15 protein-coding genes are annotated in these 16,592 nt (G+C 58.1%); 11 read left to right on the forward strand and 4 right to left on the reverse strand.

Going from position 1 to position 16,592, the window contains the following annotated elements; all coding sequences use genetic code 11:
• The coding region (locus F6R97_RS19730; RefSeq protein WP_315866964.1) for a M10 family metallopeptidase at positions 1-3,260 on the reverse strand (3,260 nt) is incomplete at its 3' end.
• Between the two features lie 215 nt (positions 3,261-3,475).
• Here F6R97_RS19730 and F6R97_RS19735 point away from each other — a divergent pair.
• Entirely contained in the window at positions 3,476-4,120 is a 645-nt protein-coding gene (locus tag F6R97_RS19735) for an MBL fold metallo-hydrolase (protein WP_315866965.1), read from the forward strand.
• 116 nt (positions 4,121-4,236) lie between these two features.
• Positions 4,237-4,962: an OmpA family protein gene (locus F6R97_RS19740; RefSeq protein WP_038981614.1), complete on the forward strand. Its 726-nt coding sequence runs from the start codon at positions 4,237-4,239 to the stop codon at positions 4,960-4,962.
• Between the two features lie 268 nt (positions 4,963-5,230).
• Here the strand turns inward: F6R97_RS19740 and F6R97_RS19745 are convergent, their stop codons facing one another.
• Positions 5,231-5,665: a YhcB family protein gene (locus tag F6R97_RS19745; RefSeq protein ID WP_038981615.1), complete on the reverse strand. Its 435-nt coding sequence runs from the start codon at positions 5,663-5,665 to the stop codon at positions 5,231-5,233.
• A 144-nt stretch (positions 5,666-5,809) separates the two neighbouring features.
• Here F6R97_RS19745 and F6R97_RS19750 point away from each other — a divergent pair, with 144 nt between their 5' ends.
• From F6R97_RS19750 to zapE, 3 genes are all read left to right on the forward strand, one after another.
• Positions 5,810-6,454, forward strand: a complete 645-nt coding sequence (locus F6R97_RS19750) for an alpha/beta hydrolase (protein ID WP_038981616.1) — start codon at positions 5,810-5,812, stop codon at positions 6,452-6,454.
• Positions 6,455-6,478: 24 nt separating this feature from the next.
• Positions 6,479-7,834: a tryptophan--tRNA ligase gene (locus F6R97_RS19755; protein ID WP_315866966.1), complete on the forward strand. Its 1,356-nt coding sequence runs from the start codon at positions 6,479-6,481 to the stop codon at positions 7,832-7,834.
• A 90-nt stretch (positions 7,835-7,924) separates the two neighbouring features.
• The gene (gene zapE / locus F6R97_RS19760) at positions 7,925-9,019 is read left to right on the forward strand and encodes a cell division protein ZapE (protein WP_038981618.1); all 1,095 of its coding nucleotides are present in this window, start codon (positions 7,925-7,927) and stop codon (positions 9,017-9,019) included.
• A gap of 174 nt (positions 9,020-9,193) precedes the next feature.
• Here the strand turns inward: zapE and F6R97_RS19765 are convergent, their stop codons facing one another.
• Entirely contained in the window at positions 9,194-10,090 is an 897-nt protein-coding gene (locus F6R97_RS19765; protein WP_173667540.1) for a GlxA family transcriptional regulator, read from the reverse strand.
• Between the two features lie 244 nt (positions 10,091-10,334).
• Between F6R97_RS19765 and F6R97_RS19770 the strand changes: the two genes are divergently transcribed.
• Positions 10,335-11,471, forward strand: coding sequence for an acyl-CoA dehydrogenase family protein (locus F6R97_RS19770; protein ID WP_038981619.1), 1,137 nt, complete (start codon positions 10,335-10,337; stop codon positions 11,469-11,471).
• A gap of 103 nt (positions 11,472-11,574) precedes the next feature.
• Here F6R97_RS19770 and F6R97_RS19775 read toward each other — a convergent pair whose 3' ends face one another.
• The gene (locus tag F6R97_RS19775) at positions 11,575-12,615 is read right to left on the reverse strand and encodes an NADP(H)-dependent aldo-keto reductase (RefSeq protein ID WP_315866967.1); all 1,041 of its coding nucleotides are present in this window, start codon (positions 12,613-12,615) and stop codon (positions 11,575-11,577) included.
• A 245-nt stretch (positions 12,616-12,860) separates the two neighbouring features.
• On the opposite strand from F6R97_RS19775, the gene rplM reads away from it, so the two are divergent.
• The 5 genes from rplM to F6R97_RS19800 all read left to right on the forward strand — a co-directional run bounded on the left by rplM (position 12,861) and on the right by F6R97_RS19800 (position 16,550).
• Entirely contained in the window at positions 12,861-13,289 is a 429-nt protein-coding gene (rplM, locus tag F6R97_RS19780; protein WP_007905295.1) for a 50S ribosomal protein L13, read from the forward strand.
• A gap of 14 nt (positions 13,290-13,303) precedes the next feature.
• Complete coding sequence (gene rpsI, locus F6R97_RS19785) at positions 13,304-13,696, forward strand: 30S ribosomal protein S9 (RefSeq protein ID WP_002555064.1); 393 nt, start codon at positions 13,304-13,306, stop codon at positions 13,694-13,696.
• Between the two features lie 267 nt (positions 13,697-13,963).
• Positions 13,964-14,557, forward strand: a complete 594-nt coding sequence (petA, locus tag F6R97_RS19790; protein WP_038981621.1) for a ubiquinol-cytochrome c reductase iron-sulfur subunit — start codon at positions 13,964-13,966, stop codon at positions 14,555-14,557.
• Complete coding sequence (locus F6R97_RS19795) at positions 14,557-15,768, forward strand: cytochrome b (protein ID WP_038981622.1); 1,212 nt, start codon at positions 14,557-14,559, stop codon at positions 15,766-15,768. The genes petA and F6R97_RS19795 overlap by 1 nt, the downstream gene beginning before the upstream one ends.
• The gene (locus F6R97_RS19800; RefSeq protein WP_038981623.1) at positions 15,768-16,550 is read left to right on the forward strand and encodes a cytochrome c1; all 783 of its coding nucleotides are present in this window, start codon (positions 15,768-15,770) and stop codon (positions 16,548-16,550) included. Before F6R97_RS19795 ends, F6R97_RS19800 begins: the two co-directional genes overlap by 1 nt.
• Positions 16,551-16,592: the final 42 nt, after the last annotated feature.

Genomic DNA, 16,592 nt, shown 5'->3' on the forward strand with positions numbered 1-16,592 from the left:
ATGTTGTTTAGGGCGTTGCCGGTGCCATTGAGGTTGGCGGCGCCCACCATGGTCAGGTTGTCGAGGTTACTGCTCAGGGTGTAGTCGATGGACGAAAGGACGGTGTCGATCTCGCCGGTCAGGGTGCTGGTTTCGCTGATCACATCGCCGATGTTGTCGACGGTGTAGGTGTCATTGCCGGTGCCGCCGATCAGGATGTCCGCACCGAGTCCGCCATCGAGGACGTTGTCGGCAGTGTTGCCGGTGAGGGTGTTGTTGAGGTTGTTGCCCAATGCGGTAAAGGCTCCGGCACCGAGCAACAGCACGTTCTCGACGTTCTGCAGGTTGCTCAGGCTCAGGTCGACGGTGTTGGTTTGCGCCGTGGCGGCGTAAGTGACAAACAGGGTGTCGGTGCCTTCGTTGGCATTTTCCTGGACCAGGGCCAGCTCGCCGGCCTGATCGAGGCCGTAGTCGTCGTTGCCCTTGCCGCCGATCAGGGTATCCAGGCCCGCGCCGCCATTAAGCTGGTTGTTGCCATCGTTGCCGGTGATCACGTTGTTTGAGGCGTTGCCGATGCCATTGAGGTTGGCCGCGCTGGTCAGCGTGAGGTTCTCCAGGTTGGCGCTCAGGGTGTAGGTCACCGAAGAGCGCACGGTGTCGATCTCGCCGGTCAGGGTGCTGGTTTCTCTGATCACATCGCCGATGTTGTCGACGATGTAGGTGTCGTTGCCGGTGCCGCCGATCAGGATGTCCGCACCGAGGCCGCCATCGAGGACGTTGTCGGCAGTATTGCCGGTGAGGGTGTTGTTGAGGTTGTTGCCCAACGCGGTAAAGGCGCCGCTTCCGAGCAGCAGCACGTTCTCGACGTTCTGCAGGTTGCTCAGGTTCAGGTCGATGGTGGTTTGCGCCGTGGCGGCGTAAGTGACAAACAGGGTGTCGGTGCCTTCGTTGGCATTTTCCTGGACCAGGGCCAGCTCGCCGGCCTGATCGAGGCCATAGTCGTCGTTGCCCTTGCCGCCGATCAGGGTATCCAGGCCCGCGCCGCCGTTAAGCTGGTTGTTGCCATCGTTGCCGGTGATCACGTTGTTCAGGGCATTGCCGACGCCATTGATGTTAGCCGTGCCGGTCAGTTCCAGGTTTTCCAGGTTGGCGCTCAGGACGAAGCTCGCCGAGGCGCGCACGGTGTCGATCTCGCCGGCCAAGGTGCTGGTTTCGCTGATCACATCGCCGATGTTGTCGACGATGTAGGTGTCGTTGCCGGTGCCGCCCAGCAGGTAGTCAGTCCCAATGCCGCCGTCCAGAATGTTGTCGCCGGCGTTGCCGGTGATCATGTTGTTCAGGGTGTTGCCGGTGCCGTTGAGGTTGGCGCCGCCCACCAGGGTCAGGTTGTCGAGGTTACTGCCCAGGGTGTAGTCGATGGACGAAAGGACTGTGTCAAATTCGCCGGCCAGGGTGCTGGTTTCGCTGATCACATCGCCGATGTTATCGACGACGTAGGTGTCATTGCCGGCGCCGCCGATCAGGGTGTCGGTACCGAGGCCGCCATCGAGGACGTTGTCGGCAGTGTTGCCGGTGAGGGTGTTGTTGAGGTTGTTGCCCAACGCGGTAAAGGCTCCGGCACCGAGCAACAGCACGTTCTCGACGTTCTGCAGGTTGCTCAGGCTCAGGTCGACGGTGTTGGTTTGCGCCGTGGCGGCGTAAGTGACAAACAGGGTGTCGGTGCCTTCGTTGGCATTTTCCTGGACCAGGGCCAGCTCGCTGGCCTGATCGAGGCCATAGTCGTCGTTGCCCTTGCCACCGATCAGGGTATCCAGGCCCGCGCCGCCATTAAGCTGGTTGTTGCCATCGTTGCCGGTGATCACGTTGTTTGAGGCATTGCCGATGCCGTTGAGGTTGGCCGTGCCGGTCAGTTCCAGGTTTTCCAGGTTGGCGCTCAGGACGAAGCTCGCCGAGGCGCGTACGGTGTCGATCTCGCTAGCCAGGGTGCTGGTTTCGCTGATCACATCGCTGCTGTTGTCGACGATGTAGGTGTCGTTGCCGGTGTCGCCGCTCATGACGTCCGCACCGATACCGCCGTCCAGGAGGTTGTTGCCGAAGTTGCCGGTCAGTACGTTATTCAAGGCGTTGCCGGTGCCGTTGAGGTTGGCCGCGCCCACCAGCATCAGGCTCTCGACGTTACTGCCCAGGGTGTAATCGATGTAGGAGTAGACCGTATCGAGTTCCGTGAGCGATGAGCCACGTTCGATGACCGCATCGCCGATGTTGTCGACGACGTAGGCGTCATTACCGGCACCGCCATCCATGGTGTCCGCGCCAGACATGCCATTGAGCAAGTTACCCAGTGCGTTGCCGATCAGCGAGTCGTCAAACGCCGAGCCATAGGCGTTTTCGATCTTCGCGCCAAAGGCAATCGCCAGCCCTTCATTGAAAGCATCGCCATTCTGGTCGGTGAACGCTTGGCCGATCTGGCTGAACTGACCTTCATTGAGGTTGATGCGCACGGCAGCCAACTGGTTGCTGGCGTCGATGCTATCGTTTCCGCCGGCATCCCAGATGGTTTCGAACACCGACTGGGTGGGCGCCCAGGAATAAACGTTGTTGCCCGTCATCCACAGATTGTTGACGCCATACAGACTCTGGATGGCCAGAATATCGAGCAGCATCGGTGTCGTGGGTTGGTAGGAGTACGAGTTGTTGTAACTCATGACGGTCAATGAGACGTCATCCAGCGCCGGATCGAGCGTGATTGTGTTTGAACCCCCTGGCGAGAACGGGTGCTTGAGGCCTACCGCATGACCGATTTCATGAATAAACGTCATGAAGTCGTAGCTGCCTTTGTCGGGTGTAGCATCGTTGGTATTTGGTCCGATCCAGACGTCGCCACCGTTTGGGTCGTCGGAGGGGAAATACGCCCATGCCGCTGCGGTGTTGTCCATCTGCGTATAACCACCAAAACGCAAATCGCCCACGTTGGTTGCATTGTCGGTGGTCAGTCGGAAGGTAATGTTGGCAACCGCACTCCAGGAGGCGAGCGCGCCGGTAATCGCAGTTTGTTGCGCCGCGGTCAATGCGTACATGTTCTTGTACTCATTGTCGGCACTGTAGTTGGTCGCGAAGTAAGCCATGCCTGGCGTTATGAAACTGTACGTCAGATTGGTCACAGCCCCAGGCATCCACCACTTGGAGCTTTCCCATTGGAAGCCGGAGATTAAGCTGTCGACGGCTTTAAAGCCTGTCAGCGAAGAAGACAAGCTATCGGTATAACCAGTGGGACGTGGCATGTGAAATTCCTGGGGTAGGCTGCGACCCTTCCTGGATGTGGCCGCTACAATCTGCAATTCTGCATGATAAATAGCGCCATTGACATCATATGGCCACTATTTTTTTGAGATGAGACCGACGTATGGCGGCTCCAGTTTTGTATCGGCCACGGCCGTTTAATCCTGAGGGCCTCAACTTATCTGCACAAGACTGCCTTGCTCTTCCAGGACTCTTTATGAACGCTGTAAAACCCGCCCTCATCCGCGAAACCTTCCCCGTCGGCCCGTTGCAGTGCAACTGCACGATCATCGGCGATCCGATCACGAAAAAAGCCATCGTCGTCGACCCGGGCGGTAATCACGAACTGATCCTCGCGCGCCTCGACGCCTTGGGCCTGAAGGTGGTCAGCATCATCCACACCCACGCGCACCTCGATCACTTCCTGGCTTCCGGGCAGCTCAAGGAGAAAACCGGCGCGACGCTGCATTTGCATAAAGAAGATCAATTCCTCTGGGACAACCTGGAGATGCAGTGTCAGATGTTTGGTGTGCCTTATACCCCCGTGCCATCGCCAGATCGCTGGATGGCCGACGATGAAGAGCTGGCTTGCGGGTGTGGCGTGGCGTTGCACACGCCGGGTCATACACCAGGTTCCATGAGTTTTTGGTTTTCAGAGGCTAAGCTGCTGATTGCCGGTGATACGCTGTTCAAGCGTGGGGTAGGGCGCACGGATTTATGGGGAGGCGATCAGGCGACTCTCGTGCGTTCGATCAAACAACGGTTGTATACCCTCGACGAAGAGGCGACGGTGGTGACCGGTCATGGTCCGGATACTCGCCTGGGCGATGAAATGCGCGGTAACCCCTTTGTACGAGCCTGAAGATGCAGTTGTGAAAGGCACGACGGAATTTTTGGCGTTGGCCATGATCCAACGCCCGCAAAGGTTCATTGCTTAAGTCCGCTGCACCACAGAATGCAAAAAAGTAGGAGCTCTCCATGTTCACCTCGCGTCGTTTGATTATTGTCGCTACTGCTGTGGCTTTGTTGTCCGGTTGCGCAACGCAGAACCCTTATGACAATCAGGGTCAGGCTGATAGCGGCTCCACGGGCATGAGCAAAACCGCCAAATACGGTGGCCTCGGCGCCTTGGCCGGTGCACTGGCCGGTGCTGCCATCAGTCACGATAACCGTGGCAAGGGCGCGCTGATTGGCGCCGCCGTGGTGGGGGCTTCTGCCGCCGGTTACGGTTACTACGCCGACCAGCAGGAGAAAAAACTGCGGGCCAGCATGGCCAACACTGGGGTTGAAGTGCAGCGCCAAGGCGATCAGATCAAGCTGATCATGCCGGGCAACATCACATTCGCAACCGATTCGGCGAACATCGCGTCGGGCTTCTACCAGCCGCTGAACAATCTGGCGGGCTCGCTCAAGGAGTTCAACCAGAACCAGATCGAGATCGTCGGCTACACCGACAGCACCGGCAGCCGTCAGCACAACATGGACCTGTCCCAGCGTCGTGCCCAGAGCGTGGCGACTTACCTGACCTCCCAGGGTGTCAGCGGCGCCAACCTGTCGGCGCGTGGTGCCGGGCCGGATAACCCGATTGCCAGCAATGGTGATGTGAATGGCCGTGCTCAGAACCGTCGCGTCGAGGTCAACCTGAAGCCGATTCCTGGTCAGGAATATCAGCAGCAGGGCCAGCCTGTTCAGCAGTATCAGTAACACCTGCCCATAAAAACTGTGGGAGCGGGCTTGCTCGCGAAAGCGGTGTGCCAGGCGACATTAATCTCGACTGACACGGCCTCTTCGCGGGCAAGCCCGCTCCCACAGTGTTCCTCGTCGATCACAAGATAGTGGTCAACCACAAATCCTGTGGGAGCGGGCTTGCCCGCGAAGAGGCCCTGCCAGGCACCCGAGATATCGGATCAGAAACAAAAAAGCCCTCGAACAATCGCTTGTCCGAGGGCTTTTTGTATCGCGCGAAACCTGATTACTTCTTCAGGCCGTAATGCTCATCGAGCATGCCTGGCGCGTTCGGCATTTTTGGGGCGTAGTCGCGAGGTGGTTCCTGATCGCGCGGTGGCGTCAGGCGTTCCCGTGGAGCCTGTGCCGCGTCGGCGTGCAGGGCAGCCAGCAAGCGTTGGCGAGTCTGCTCGTCCAGGGCCAGACGGTTGGCGCCCTCGGCGAGATGATCCTGCACTTCCTGATAGCTCGCAGTCAGTTTCTTGACCAGGGTGGCAGTGCTGTTGAAGTGGGTGACCACTTCGTTCTGATAACTGTCAAAACGTTCCTGAATGTCATCCAGCTGACGTTGCGTGCGGTTAGGCGCGGCATTCGGCACCAGGCGAGCGATCAGGAATCCAATGGCGACACCCACAACCAGGGCAAGAGTCGGCAACAACCAAACTAAGAGCGAGTGTTCCACGAGTCCTTCCTCTATAAACGGCTTTGCTTTACGTTAACGGCTCGAACCTGCGCTGTATACCGCGATTCACTCGCAATAGATTGGCACAGACAATTGGCTAGACGAGTCGACCCGATTCGAGGTCACGGAGTTCCTTCCTTGCTTATGCGCGAAACCCCTGTAGTGATTGATGGCCCGGTCGGCCAACTGGAAGCCCTGTACTTAAATAGCGAGGGGCCGGATAACGAGCAACCCCGCGGCCTGGCGTTGATCTGCCACCCGAACCCGGTGCAGGGCGGCACCATGCTCAACAAAGTCGTCTCGACCTTGCAGCGCACCGCGCGCGACGCCGGTTTGATTACTTTGCGTTTCAACTACCGTGGCGTCGGTGCCAGTGAAGGCACGCACGACATGGGTACTGGCGAAGTCGACGATGCCCAGGCGGCGGCCGAGTGGTTGCGGGCCAAGCATCCTGACTTGCCCCTGACCCTGTTCGGTTTCTCCTTCGGCGGATTTGTTGCAGCAAGTCTCGGCGGACGCCTGGAAGCCAAGGGCGAGCAGCTCAAGCATTTGTTCATGGTCGCGCCCGCCGTCATGCGCTTGGGCGATCAGGATCAACTGCCGCAACAAGGTACATTGACCCTGATCCAGCCGGAAACCGACGAAGTCATCGATCCACAGCTCGTTTACGACTGGTCCGACGCACTCGATCGCCCCCATGAGCTGCTGAAAGTGGCAGAATGCGGACACTTTTTTCATGGCAAGCTGACCGATCTCAAGGATCTGATCCTGCCGCGTCTTTCGAATTGATTGCAGTCTGACAAGCGATTACCCATGACGACTCGTACCCGTATCCTCACCGGCATCACCACCACCGGCACGCCGCACCTGGGCAACTACGCCGGCGCTATCCGCCCGGCGATCGTCGCCAGTCGTGACAGCAATGCCGATTCGTTCTACTTCCTGGCCGACTACCACGCCCTGATCAAATGCGATGACCCGCTGCGCATTCAGCGCTCGCGTCTGGAAATCGCCGCGACCTGGCTGGCCGGTGGCCTGGACGTAGATCGCGTGACGTTCTATCGCCAGTCCGACATCCCGGAAATCCCTGAACTGACCTGGCTGCTGACCTGCGTGGCCGCCAAGGGCCTGCTCAACCGCGCCCATGCCTACAAGGCCTCGGTGGACAAGAACATCGAGACCGGCGAAGACCCGGACGCCGGCATCACCATGGGCTTGTACAGCTATCCGGTGCTGATGGCCGCAGACATTCTGATGTTCAACGCCCACAAGGTGCCGGTCGGTCGTGACCAGATCCAGCACGTGGAAATGGCCCGTGACATCGGTCAGCGCTTCAATCACTTGTTCGGCCAGGGCAAAGAGTTCTTCACCATGCCCGAAGCGCTGATTGAGGAGAGCGTCGCCACCTTGCCGGGCCTCGACGGTCGCAAGATGTCGAAGAGCTACGACAACACCATTCCGTTGTTCAGCAGCGCCAAAGAGATGAAAGACGCGATTTCGCGGATCGTTACCGACTCCCGTGCCCCGGGCGAAGCCAAGGATCCGGACAACTCGCACCTGTTCACCTTGTTCCAGGCCTTCGCTACGCCGGCACAATCCGACGAATTCCGCAGCGAATTGCTCCAGGGCCTGGGTTGGGGCGAGGCGAAGAATCGTCTGTTCCAACTGCTCGACAGCGAATTGGGCGAATCCCGCGAGCGTTATCACCAGCTGATCGAACGCCCGGCGGACCTGGAAGACATGCTGCAGATCGGCGCCAAAAAGGCTCGCTCGGTGGCGACGCCGTTCCTTCACGAACTGCGCGAAGCGGTCGGCCTGCGTTCTTTCGTTGCTCAGACCCAAGTCGCGGCGACCACCAAGAAGAAAGCCGCGAAAGCCGCGCGCTTCGTCAGCTTCCGTGAAGACGACGGCAGTTTCCGCTTCCGTCTGCTGGCGGCCGATGGTGAGCAACTGCTGCTGTCGCGCAACTTCGCCGACGGTAAAACCGCAGGACAAGTGACCAAGCAACTGCAATCCGGTCAAGCCTTGGACGTGCGCAGTGAAGACCTGAGCTTCAGCGTCTGGCTGGAAGGCGAGTGCGTTGCCGACAGCCCGGCCTTCGCCGACAGCACTGCTCGCGACGTCGCCATCGAAGCGTTGCGCGTTACCCTGACACCGGTTCAGGAATAATCAACGGCTCGGTCCGACCAAGGGCCGATTGCCATTCCCACGGGCCGTCGCTACAGTGACGGCCCGTTTTTGTTGCCTTGCTAACGAATTATGACGCCCCTAGAACGATATCAAGCTGATCTGAAACGCCCGGAATTCTTCCACGATGCTGCCCAGGAAACTGCCGTGCGTCATTTGCAGCGCCTGTACGACGATCTGGTCGCGGCCTCGCAGAACAAACCGGGCCTGCTCGGCAAACTGTTTGGCAAAAAAGACCAGGCGCCGGTCAAGGGCCTGTACTTCTGGGGCGGCGTGGGTCGCGGCAAGACTTACCTGGTCGACACCTTCTTCGAAGCGCTGCCGTTCAAGGAAAAGACTCGCACTCACTTCCACCGCTTCATGAAGCGCGTGCATGAAGAGATGAAGACCCTCGGCGGCGAGAAAAACCCGCTGACCATCATCGCCAAGCGCTTCTCCGACGAGTCGCGAGTGATTTGTTTCGATGAGTTTTTCGTCTCCGACATCACCGACGCGATGATTCTTGGCACGTTGATGGAAGAGTTGTTCAAGAACGGCGTGACCCTGGTTGCGACGTCGAACATCGTGCCGGACGGCCTGTACAAGGACGGCTTGCAGCGTGCGCGTTTCCTGCCGGCCATTGCGTTGATCAAGCAGAACACCGAGATCGTCAACGTCGACAGCGGCGTCGATTACCGTCTGCGTCACCTCGAGCAAGCGGAACTGTTCCACTTTCCGCTGGATGACGCTGCCCAGGAAAGCCTGCGCAAAAGCTTCCGGGCCCTGACGCCGGAATGCACGGCAGCCATCGAGAACGACGTACTGGTGATCGAGAACCGTGAAATCCGTGCCGTGCGCACCTGCGATGACGTGGCCTGGTTCGACTTCCGCGAACTCTGCGACGGCCCACGCAGCCAGAACGATTACATCGAACTGGGTAAAATCTTCCACGCCGTGTTGCTCAGCAATGTCGAGCAGATGAGCGTCACCACCGACGACATCGCCCGCCGCTTTATCAACATGGTCGACGAGTTCTACGACCGCAACGTGAAGCTGATCATTTCCGCCGAAGTCGAACTCAAAGACCTCTACACCGGTGGTCGCCTGAACTTCGAGTTCCAGCGCACGCTTAGCCGCCTGCTGGAAATGCAGTCCCACGAGTTTCTGTCCCGGGCGCATAAGCCGTAGGAGTTTTCGGAAAATAAAAAGGGCCTGCATATGCAGGCCCTTTTTTGTTTATCGCAGAACCTGTGGGAGCGGGCTTGCCCGCGATGGCGGTGCATCAGTCACAATAATGTTGGATGTGCCGCCGCTATCGCGGGCAAGCCCGCTCCCACAGTTGATTGGTGTTGTTCTCTAGAGCTACGCCGCTTGCTGAAACTGCTGTCGATACTGGTTCGGCGACAACTCCGTGTGCTGGCGGAACAGTCGGGCGAAGAAGCTCGCATCGTCGTAACCGACTTCATAGCTGATGGTCTTGATGCTCTTGCGACTGCCGGACAACAAGCCCTTGGCCGTCTCGATGCGCAGTCGCTGCAGGTAATGCAGCGGTTTGTCGCCGGTAGCGGTCTGGAAACGACGCATGAAGTTGCGGATGCTCATGCCGTGTTCGCGGGCCACGTCTTCGAAGCGGAACTTGTCGGCGAAGTGTTCTTCGAGCCAATGCTGGATCTGCAGGATGATCACGTCCTGGTGCAGTTTCTGCCCGCCGAAACCGATCCGCCCCGGCGCATAGCTGCGCTGCACTTCGTAAAGAATGTCGCGGGCCACGGCCTGGGCCACGTTGGCGCCGCAAAAACGCTCTATCAGGTAAATGTAGAGGTCGCAGGCTGACGTGGTGCCGCCGGCGCAATACAGGTTGTCGGCGTCGGTCAGGTGTTTGTCCTGATTGAGCTGGACCTGCGGGAAGCGCTCGGCAAACGCATTGAAGAAACGCCAGTAGGTCGTCGCTTCCTTGCCATCGAGCAGCCCGGCCTCGGCCAGCCAGAACACGCCGGTGGCCTCGCCACACAACACGGCGCCGCGTGCATGCTGCTGACGCAGCCACGGCAGGACCTGTGGATAACGTTTGCAGAGGGTGTCGAAATCGTCCCAGAAGGCGGGAAGGATAATGACGTCGGCGTTTTCCAGGCCGCCGTCCACCGGCATGATCACGTCACTGAAGCTATTAACCGGTTTACCGTCGGGGCTGACCAACCGGGTTTCAAACGCCGGTGTCAGGCCGTGGCCCAGTTGTTTGCCATAGCGCAGGCTGGCCAGATGGAAGAAATCCTTGGCTTGCATGAGGGTGGAAGCGAAAACCCGGTCGATAGCCAGGATGCTGACGCGCCGCAAGGGCGTGGAGACTTTGTTAGACATAATTCAACTTTATTCTTATAGGGGAAAGTGGTCACCAGACGGCTGGATCGTCTTATTTTTTGTCGGATGTGTCCAGTGTCCTGTATCGGAAGCGAGGCTTAGTCTCTAAAGGTCAATTCCGCCTAACAATAATCACAGGTGCCGCATGATCCCCAGAACCTTGTTCAGCTCCGAGCACGAACTTTTTCGCGACAGCGTGCGAACGTTCCTCGAAAAAGAGGCCGTGCCGTTCCATGGGCAATGGGAAAAACAAGGTTATATCGACCGCAAACTCTGGAACAAGGCGGGGGAGGCGGGGATGCTCTGTTCGCATCTGCCGGAAGAATATGGCGGGCTGGGGGCGGACTTTCTCTACAGTGCGGTGGTGATCGAGGAGGTCGGCCGCCTGGGTCTGACCGGCATCGGCTTTTCTCTTCATTCGGATATTGTCGCGCCTTACATCCTGCATTACGGCAGTGAAGCGCTGAAACATAAATACCTGCCCAAACTGGTGTCTGGCGAGATGGTCACCGCGATTGCCATGACCGAGCCGGGTGCCGGTTCCGATCTGCAAGGGGTGAAAACCACCGCTGTGCTGGATGGCGACGAATACGTGATCAACGGTTCGAAGACCTTCATCACCAATGGTTTTCTGGCTGACCTGGTGATCGTCGTGGCCAAGACCGATCCAAAGGCAGGAGCGAAGGGCACCAGTCTGTTTCTGGTGGAGGCCAATACGCCGGGCTTCGCCAAGGGCAAGCGTCTGGAAAAGGTCGGTATGAAGGCTCAGGACACCTCGGAGCTGTTCTTCCAGGACGTTCGGGTGCCAAAGGAAAACCTGCTGGGCCAGGCCGGGATGGGCTTCGCTTACCTGATGCAGGAACTGCCGCAGGAGCGTCTGACGGTCGCGGTGGGTGGCTTGGCGTCAGCCGAAGCGGCGTTGCAATGGACGCTGGATTACACCCGTGAGCGCAAGGCTTTCGGCAAGGCCATCGCCGACTTCCAGAACACCCGCTTCAAGCTCGCTGAAATGGCGACCGAAATCCAGATCGGCCGTGTTTTCGTCGATCGCTGCCTGGAACTGCACCTGCAAGGCAAGCTCGACGTGCCGACAGCGGCGATGGCCAAGTACTGGGGCACCGACCTGCAATGCAAGGTGCTCGATGAGTGCGTGCAGTTGCATGGCGGTTACGGGTTCATGTGGGAATACCCGATCGCCCGGGCGTGGGCGGATGCGCGGGTGCAGCGGATCTATGCCGGGACCAATGAGATCATGAAGGAGATTATTGCGCGGTCGCTGTAATTTGCAGTGACTGGGCGGGCGCCATCGCGGGCAAGCCACGCTCCCACAGGTTTGTGATTTCCTGTGGGAGCGTGGCTTGCCCGCGATTGGGCCTATGAATCAATCAAGGTGCAGGATTTGGATGATCCTGGTGAATCGCCTCGATCCCAGCCAACACTTCGTCGGAAAGTTTGAGCTCGAAGCTGGCAATGTTGCTGTCCAGTTGCTCGAGCGTGGTGGCGCCGATGATGTTGCTGGTGACGAACGGTTGCTGTGTGACGAATGCCAGTGCCATCTGCGCCGGATCCAGGCCGTGTTCACGAGCCAATGCCACATAACGGCTGCACGCTGCCTCTGACTGAGGATTGAAGTAGCGGCTGAAGCGGCTGTAGAGGCTCAGGCGACCTTTGGGCGGACGCGCGCCACCTTCGTATTTGCCCGACAGGAAGCCGAACGCCAGTGGTGAATAAGCGAGCAGGCCGCACTGTTCGCGGATGGCGATTTCCGCCAGGCCGATTTCGAAGCTGCGATTGAGCAGGTTGTAGGGATTCTGGATCGATACGGCGCGCGGCCAGCCCCGGGCTTCGGCGAGGGCGAGGAAACGCATGGTGCCCCATGGGGTTTCGTTGGACAGGCCGATGTGGCGGATCTTGCCGGCCTTGACCTGTTCGTCCAGTGCTTCGAGGGTGTCTTCCAGCGGGGTGAGGTTGACTTCGCTCGTGTGCTTGTAGCCCAGTTGCCCGAAGAAATTGGTGCTGCGTTCCGGCCAGTGCAACTGATAGAGGTCGATGTAGTCGGTCTGCAAGCGCTTGAGGCTCGCATCCACGGCCTGGACGATGTGCTCGCGGTTGTGCTTGAGGTTTTTGTCGCGGATGTAGTCGATGGTATTTCCGGGGCCGGCGATCTTGCTTGCCAGGATCCAGTCGGCGCGATCGCCGCGACTTTTGAAGTAGTTACCGATGTAGCGCTCGGTGGTGGCGTAGGTTTCGGCCTTGGGCGGCACCGGGTACATTTCGGCGGTGTCGATGAAATTGATCCCGGCGCTCTTGGCCCGTTCGATCTGGGCGAAGGCTTCAGCCTCGCTGTTTTGCTCGCCCCAGGTCATGGTGCCGAGGCAGATTGCACTCACGTTCAGATCGGTACGGCCTAGCTGGCGATAGTCCATCGGGTGCTCCTTGGGCAAAACAATCATAAAAGCAGGTTGAATTATTTTTCGCAATCTGCATAATTGCGCACCTCTTTCTGCAGTGGAAGTGATGCGCCGCCGCCGAAGAATCTTGCCGTTGAACGGACGCGCCGACCCGAGCCCCCGAAAGCGTCTGTATCCGGCTGCCTTTGACTTGTCAAAGTACGCACTATTCAGTAAGATCCGCCGTCTAATTTACAGGGCGGCCCCTGAGGCTATAAAGAATGAAAACTTTTACTGCTAAACCGGAAACAGTACAGCGCGACTGGTTTGTCGTCGACGCTGCAGGTCAGACCCTGGGTCGTCTGGCCACCGAAATCGCGAGCCGTCTGCGTGGCAAGCATAAAGCTGAGTACACTCCTCACGTTGACACCGGCGATTACATCGTCGTTATCAATGCCGAGCAGATTCGTGTAACCGGTGCTAAAACCACCGACAAAATCTACTACTCCCACTCCGGTTTCCCGGGCGGCATCAAGTCGATCAACTTCGAAAAACTGATCGCTAAAGCCCCTGAGCGCGTGATCGAGACCGCGGTCAAAGGCATGCTGCCTAAGAACCCGCTGGGTCGCGACATGTATCGTAAGCTGAAAGTCTATGCGGGCGCTGTACACCCTCATACTGCTCAGCAGCCCCAAGAACTGAAGTTTTAACGGAATAGTTCATTATGTCGGCGACTCAAAATTACGGCACTGGCCGTCGCAAGACCGCAACCGCACGCGTTTTCCTGCGTCCGGGTACTGGTAACATCTCCATCAACAACCGTTCGCTGGATAATTTCTTCGGCCGCGAAACTGCCCGCATGGTAGTTCGTCAGCCGCTGGAATTGACTGAGACTGTCGAGAAGTTCGACATCTACGTCACCGTGATCGGCGGTGGTGTAAGTGGTCAAGCTGGCGCAATCCGCCACGGTATCACTCGCGCACTGATGCAGTACGACGAAACCCTGCGTGGCGCTCTGCGCAAAGCTGGCTTCGTTACTCGCGATGCTCGTGAAGTTGAACGTAAGAAAGTTGGTCTGCGTAAAGCGCGTAAGCGTCCGCAGTACTCGAAGCGTTAATTCGCTTTCGCGTTCAAAAAGAACGCCCAGTTTCCTCGCGAAGCTGGGCGTTTTTTTATGGGCGCGATTTATCAAGGAATTGCGCTGTGACAACTTGCCACATCCGCAGAGGCCCTATACTGCAAGGCTTGGCAGTGGAGCCCCTCGGTAATTACCTTGTCAGAATTGGGGCTTTTCATTACCATTCGGCAAAATTTTTATAAGTTCAGATTTTTACTTAGTAGACGCCTGATTTAACAGGCCACAAAGCTGATGGGAGAGGACTGAATGAGCAATGACGGCGTGAATGCAGGCCGGCGTCGCTTCTTGGTAGCAGCCACATCCGTGGTGGGTGCTGCAGGAGCGGTGGGGGCTGCGGTCCCGTTCGTGGGGTCATGGTTTCCCAGTGCCAAGGCGAAAGCCGCAGGTGCACCGGTGAAAGTGAATGTCAGCAAAATCGAGCCAGGTCAGCAAATGATTGCTGAGTGGCGCGGCCAGCCGGTGTTCATTGTCCGCCGTACCGAGGAAATCCTGGGGAATCTGAAAAAGATCGAGGGCCAACTGTCTGACCCGACCTCCAAGAACTCGACGCAACCGACCTATGTCGACCCGGAGACGCGTTCGATCAAGCCAGAAGTTCTGCTGCTGATCGGTATTTGCACACACCTGGGTTGCTCACCGACTTTCCGTCCAGAAGTGGCACCTGCAGACCTGGGCAAGGATTGGGTAGGGGGTTATTTCTGCCCTTGCCACGGTTCTCACTACGATTTGGCTGGCCGCGTCTACAAGTCGCAACCTGCGCCTTTGAACCTGCCAGTTCCCCCGCATTCCTATGAGACCGATGACGTCATTGTCATTGGCGTCGATACGGAGAAAGCGTGATGAGCAAGTTCATGGATTGGGTTGATGCGCGCTTTCCCGCGACCAAAATGTGGGAAGACCATCTCAGCAAGTACTATGCCCCGAAGAACTTCAACTTCTTCTATTTCTTTGGCTCGCTGGCGCTGCTCGTTCTGGTCAACCAGATCGTTACCGGTGTCTGGCTGACCATGAGCTACACCCCGTCGGCGGAAGAGGCGTTTGCTTCCGTCGAATACATCATGCGCGACGTCGAGCACGGCTCGATCCTGCGCATGCTGCACGCAGTCGGGGCTTCGATGTTCTTCATCGTCGTTTACCTGCATATGTTCCGTGGCCTGCTTTACGGTTCGTACCAGAAGCCGCGCGAGCTGGTGTGGGTGTTCGGCATGCTGATCTACCTGGCGCTGATGGCTGAGGCCTTCATGGGTTATCTGCTGCCGTGGGGTCAGATGTCCTACTGGGGTGCCCAGGTAATCATCTCGCTGTTCGGTGCGATCCCGGTCATCGGTAACGACCTGACCCAGTGGATTCGTGGTGACTACCTGATTTCCGGTATTACCCTTAACCGCTTCTTCGCCTTGCATGTGGTTGCCCTGCCGATCGTGATCCTCGGTCTGGTGGTGGTGCACATTCTGGCGCTGCACGAAGTCGGTTCGAATAACCCGGATGGCGTCGACATCAAGAAGCACAAAGACGAAAACGGCGTACCGCTGGACGGCATTGCCTTCCACCCGTACTACACCGTGAAAGATATCGTCGGCGTGGTGGTGTTCCTGTTCATCTTCTGCTCGATCGTATTCTTCTTCCCGGAAATGGGCGGCTACTTCCTCGAGAAGCCGAACTTTGAAGTGGCGAACGCCTTCAAGACCCCTGAGCACATCGCTCCAGTCTGGTACTTCACACCGTTCTACGCGATTCTGCGGGCGGTTCCGGACAAGCTCCTCGGCGTAATCGCCATGGGCGCGGCCATCGCTGTGCTGTTCGTCCTGCCATGGCTGGATCGCAGCCCGGTCAAGTCGATGCGCTACAAAGGCTGGCTGAGCAAGATCTGGCTCTGGGTGTTCTGCATCTCGTTCGTGATCCTGGGTGTGTTGGGTGTTCTGGCTCCAACGCCAGGCCGTACGTTGCTGTCGCAGGTATGTACCTTCCTGTACTTCGCCTACTTCATTCTGATGCCGTTCTACACCAGGCTCGAGAAGACCAAACCGGTTCCGGAAAGGGTGACTGGCTGATGAAAAAGCTATTTGCTGTACTGATTCTTGCGGCGATGCCTGTACTGTCTTTCGCATCGACATCGAGTGGTCCGGAGCTGGAAAAGGTCGATATCGACGTTTCTGACAAGGCTGCCATGCAGGACGGCGCACGTACGTTCGCCAACTATTGCATGGGCTGCCACAGCGCCAAGTTCCAGCGCTACGAGCGTGTTGCCGATGACCTGGGCATTCCTCATGAGCTGATGCTTGAGAAGCTGGTGTTCACCGGCGCCAAGATCGGTGACCACATGAACATCGGCATGCAACCGGCTGATGCCAAGGCCTGGTTCGGTGCGGCACCGCCCGACCTGACGCTGGTGGCTCGTGTTCGTGGCACAGACTGGCTCTACGGCTACCTGCGTTCCTTCTATGAAGACCCGTCGCGTCCTTGGGGCGTGAACAACAAGGTGTTCCCGAACGTCGGCATGCCTAACGTTCTGGTCGGCCTGCAGGGTCGTCAGGTGGTAGGCTGTAAACAAGTTCAAATCGTCGAAGACGGCAAGAAGCAATACGATCCGCTGACCGGCACCGCTTTGACCCATGAAGCCTGCGATCAACTGACTGTATTGCCGAAAACCGGCACGCTGAACGAAGAGCAGTTCGACGAGAAGGTCAAGAACCTGGTGACCTTCCTGGCCTACTCGGCCAACCCGGTGAAGCTGCAGCATCAGCGCATCGGTACCTATGTGTTGCTGTACCTGGCGTTCTTCTTCGTATTCGCTTACTTGCTCAAGCGTGAATACTGGAAAGACGTCCATTGATAGAGCTGTAAGCCATTGCTGTTAATCGCGCGCGCCCAGGGG

Source organism: Pseudomonas sp. JV414 (assembly GCF_032424305.1).
In the GTDB taxonomy this organism is placed as follows: Bacteria; Pseudomonadota; Gammaproteobacteria; order Pseudomonadales; family Pseudomonadaceae; genus Aquipseudomonas; species Aquipseudomonas lini.

Bases quoted from the DNA above. Each gene is read 5' to 3' on its own strand.
- F6R97_RS19735 (WP_315866965.1), top strand. From the start codon at position 3,476: ATGAACGCTGTAAAACCCGCCCTCATCCGCGAAACCTTCCCCGTCGGC.
- F6R97_RS19740 (WP_038981614.1), top strand. From the start codon at position 4,237: ATGTTCACCTCGCGTCGTTTGATTATTGTCGCTACTGCTGTGGCTTTG.
- F6R97_RS19750 (WP_038981616.1), top strand. From the start codon at position 5,810: ATGCGCGAAACCCCTGTAGTGATTGATGGCCCGGTCGGCCAACTGGAA.
- F6R97_RS19755 (WP_315866966.1), top strand. From the start codon at position 6,479: ATGACGACTCGTACCCGTATCCTCACCGGCATCACCACCACCGGCACG.
- zapE (WP_038981618.1), top strand. From the start codon at position 7,925: ATGACGCCCCTAGAACGATATCAAGCTGATCTGAAACGCCCGGAATTC.
- F6R97_RS19770 (WP_038981619.1), top strand. From the start codon at position 10,335: ATGATCCCCAGAACCTTGTTCAGCTCCGAGCACGAACTTTTTCGCGAC.
- F6R97_RS19775 (WP_315866967.1), bottom strand. From the start codon at position 12,615: ATGGACTATCGCCAGCTAGGCCGTACCGATCTGAACGTGAGTGCAATC.
- rplM (WP_007905295.1), top strand. From the start codon at position 12,861: ATGAAAACTTTTACTGCTAAACCGGAAACAGTACAGCGCGACTGGTTT.
- rpsI (WP_002555064.1), top strand. From the start codon at position 13,304: ATGTCGGCGACTCAAAATTACGGCACTGGCCGTCGCAAGACCGCAACC.
- petA (WP_038981621.1), top strand. From the start codon at position 13,964: ATGAGCAATGACGGCGTGAATGCAGGCCGGCGTCGCTTCTTGGTAGCA.
- F6R97_RS19795 (WP_038981622.1), top strand. From the start codon at position 14,557: ATGAGCAAGTTCATGGATTGGGTTGATGCGCGCTTTCCCGCGACCAAA.
- F6R97_RS19800 (WP_038981623.1), top strand. From the start codon at position 15,768: ATGAAAAAGCTATTTGCTGTACTGATTCTTGCGGCGATGCCTGTACTG.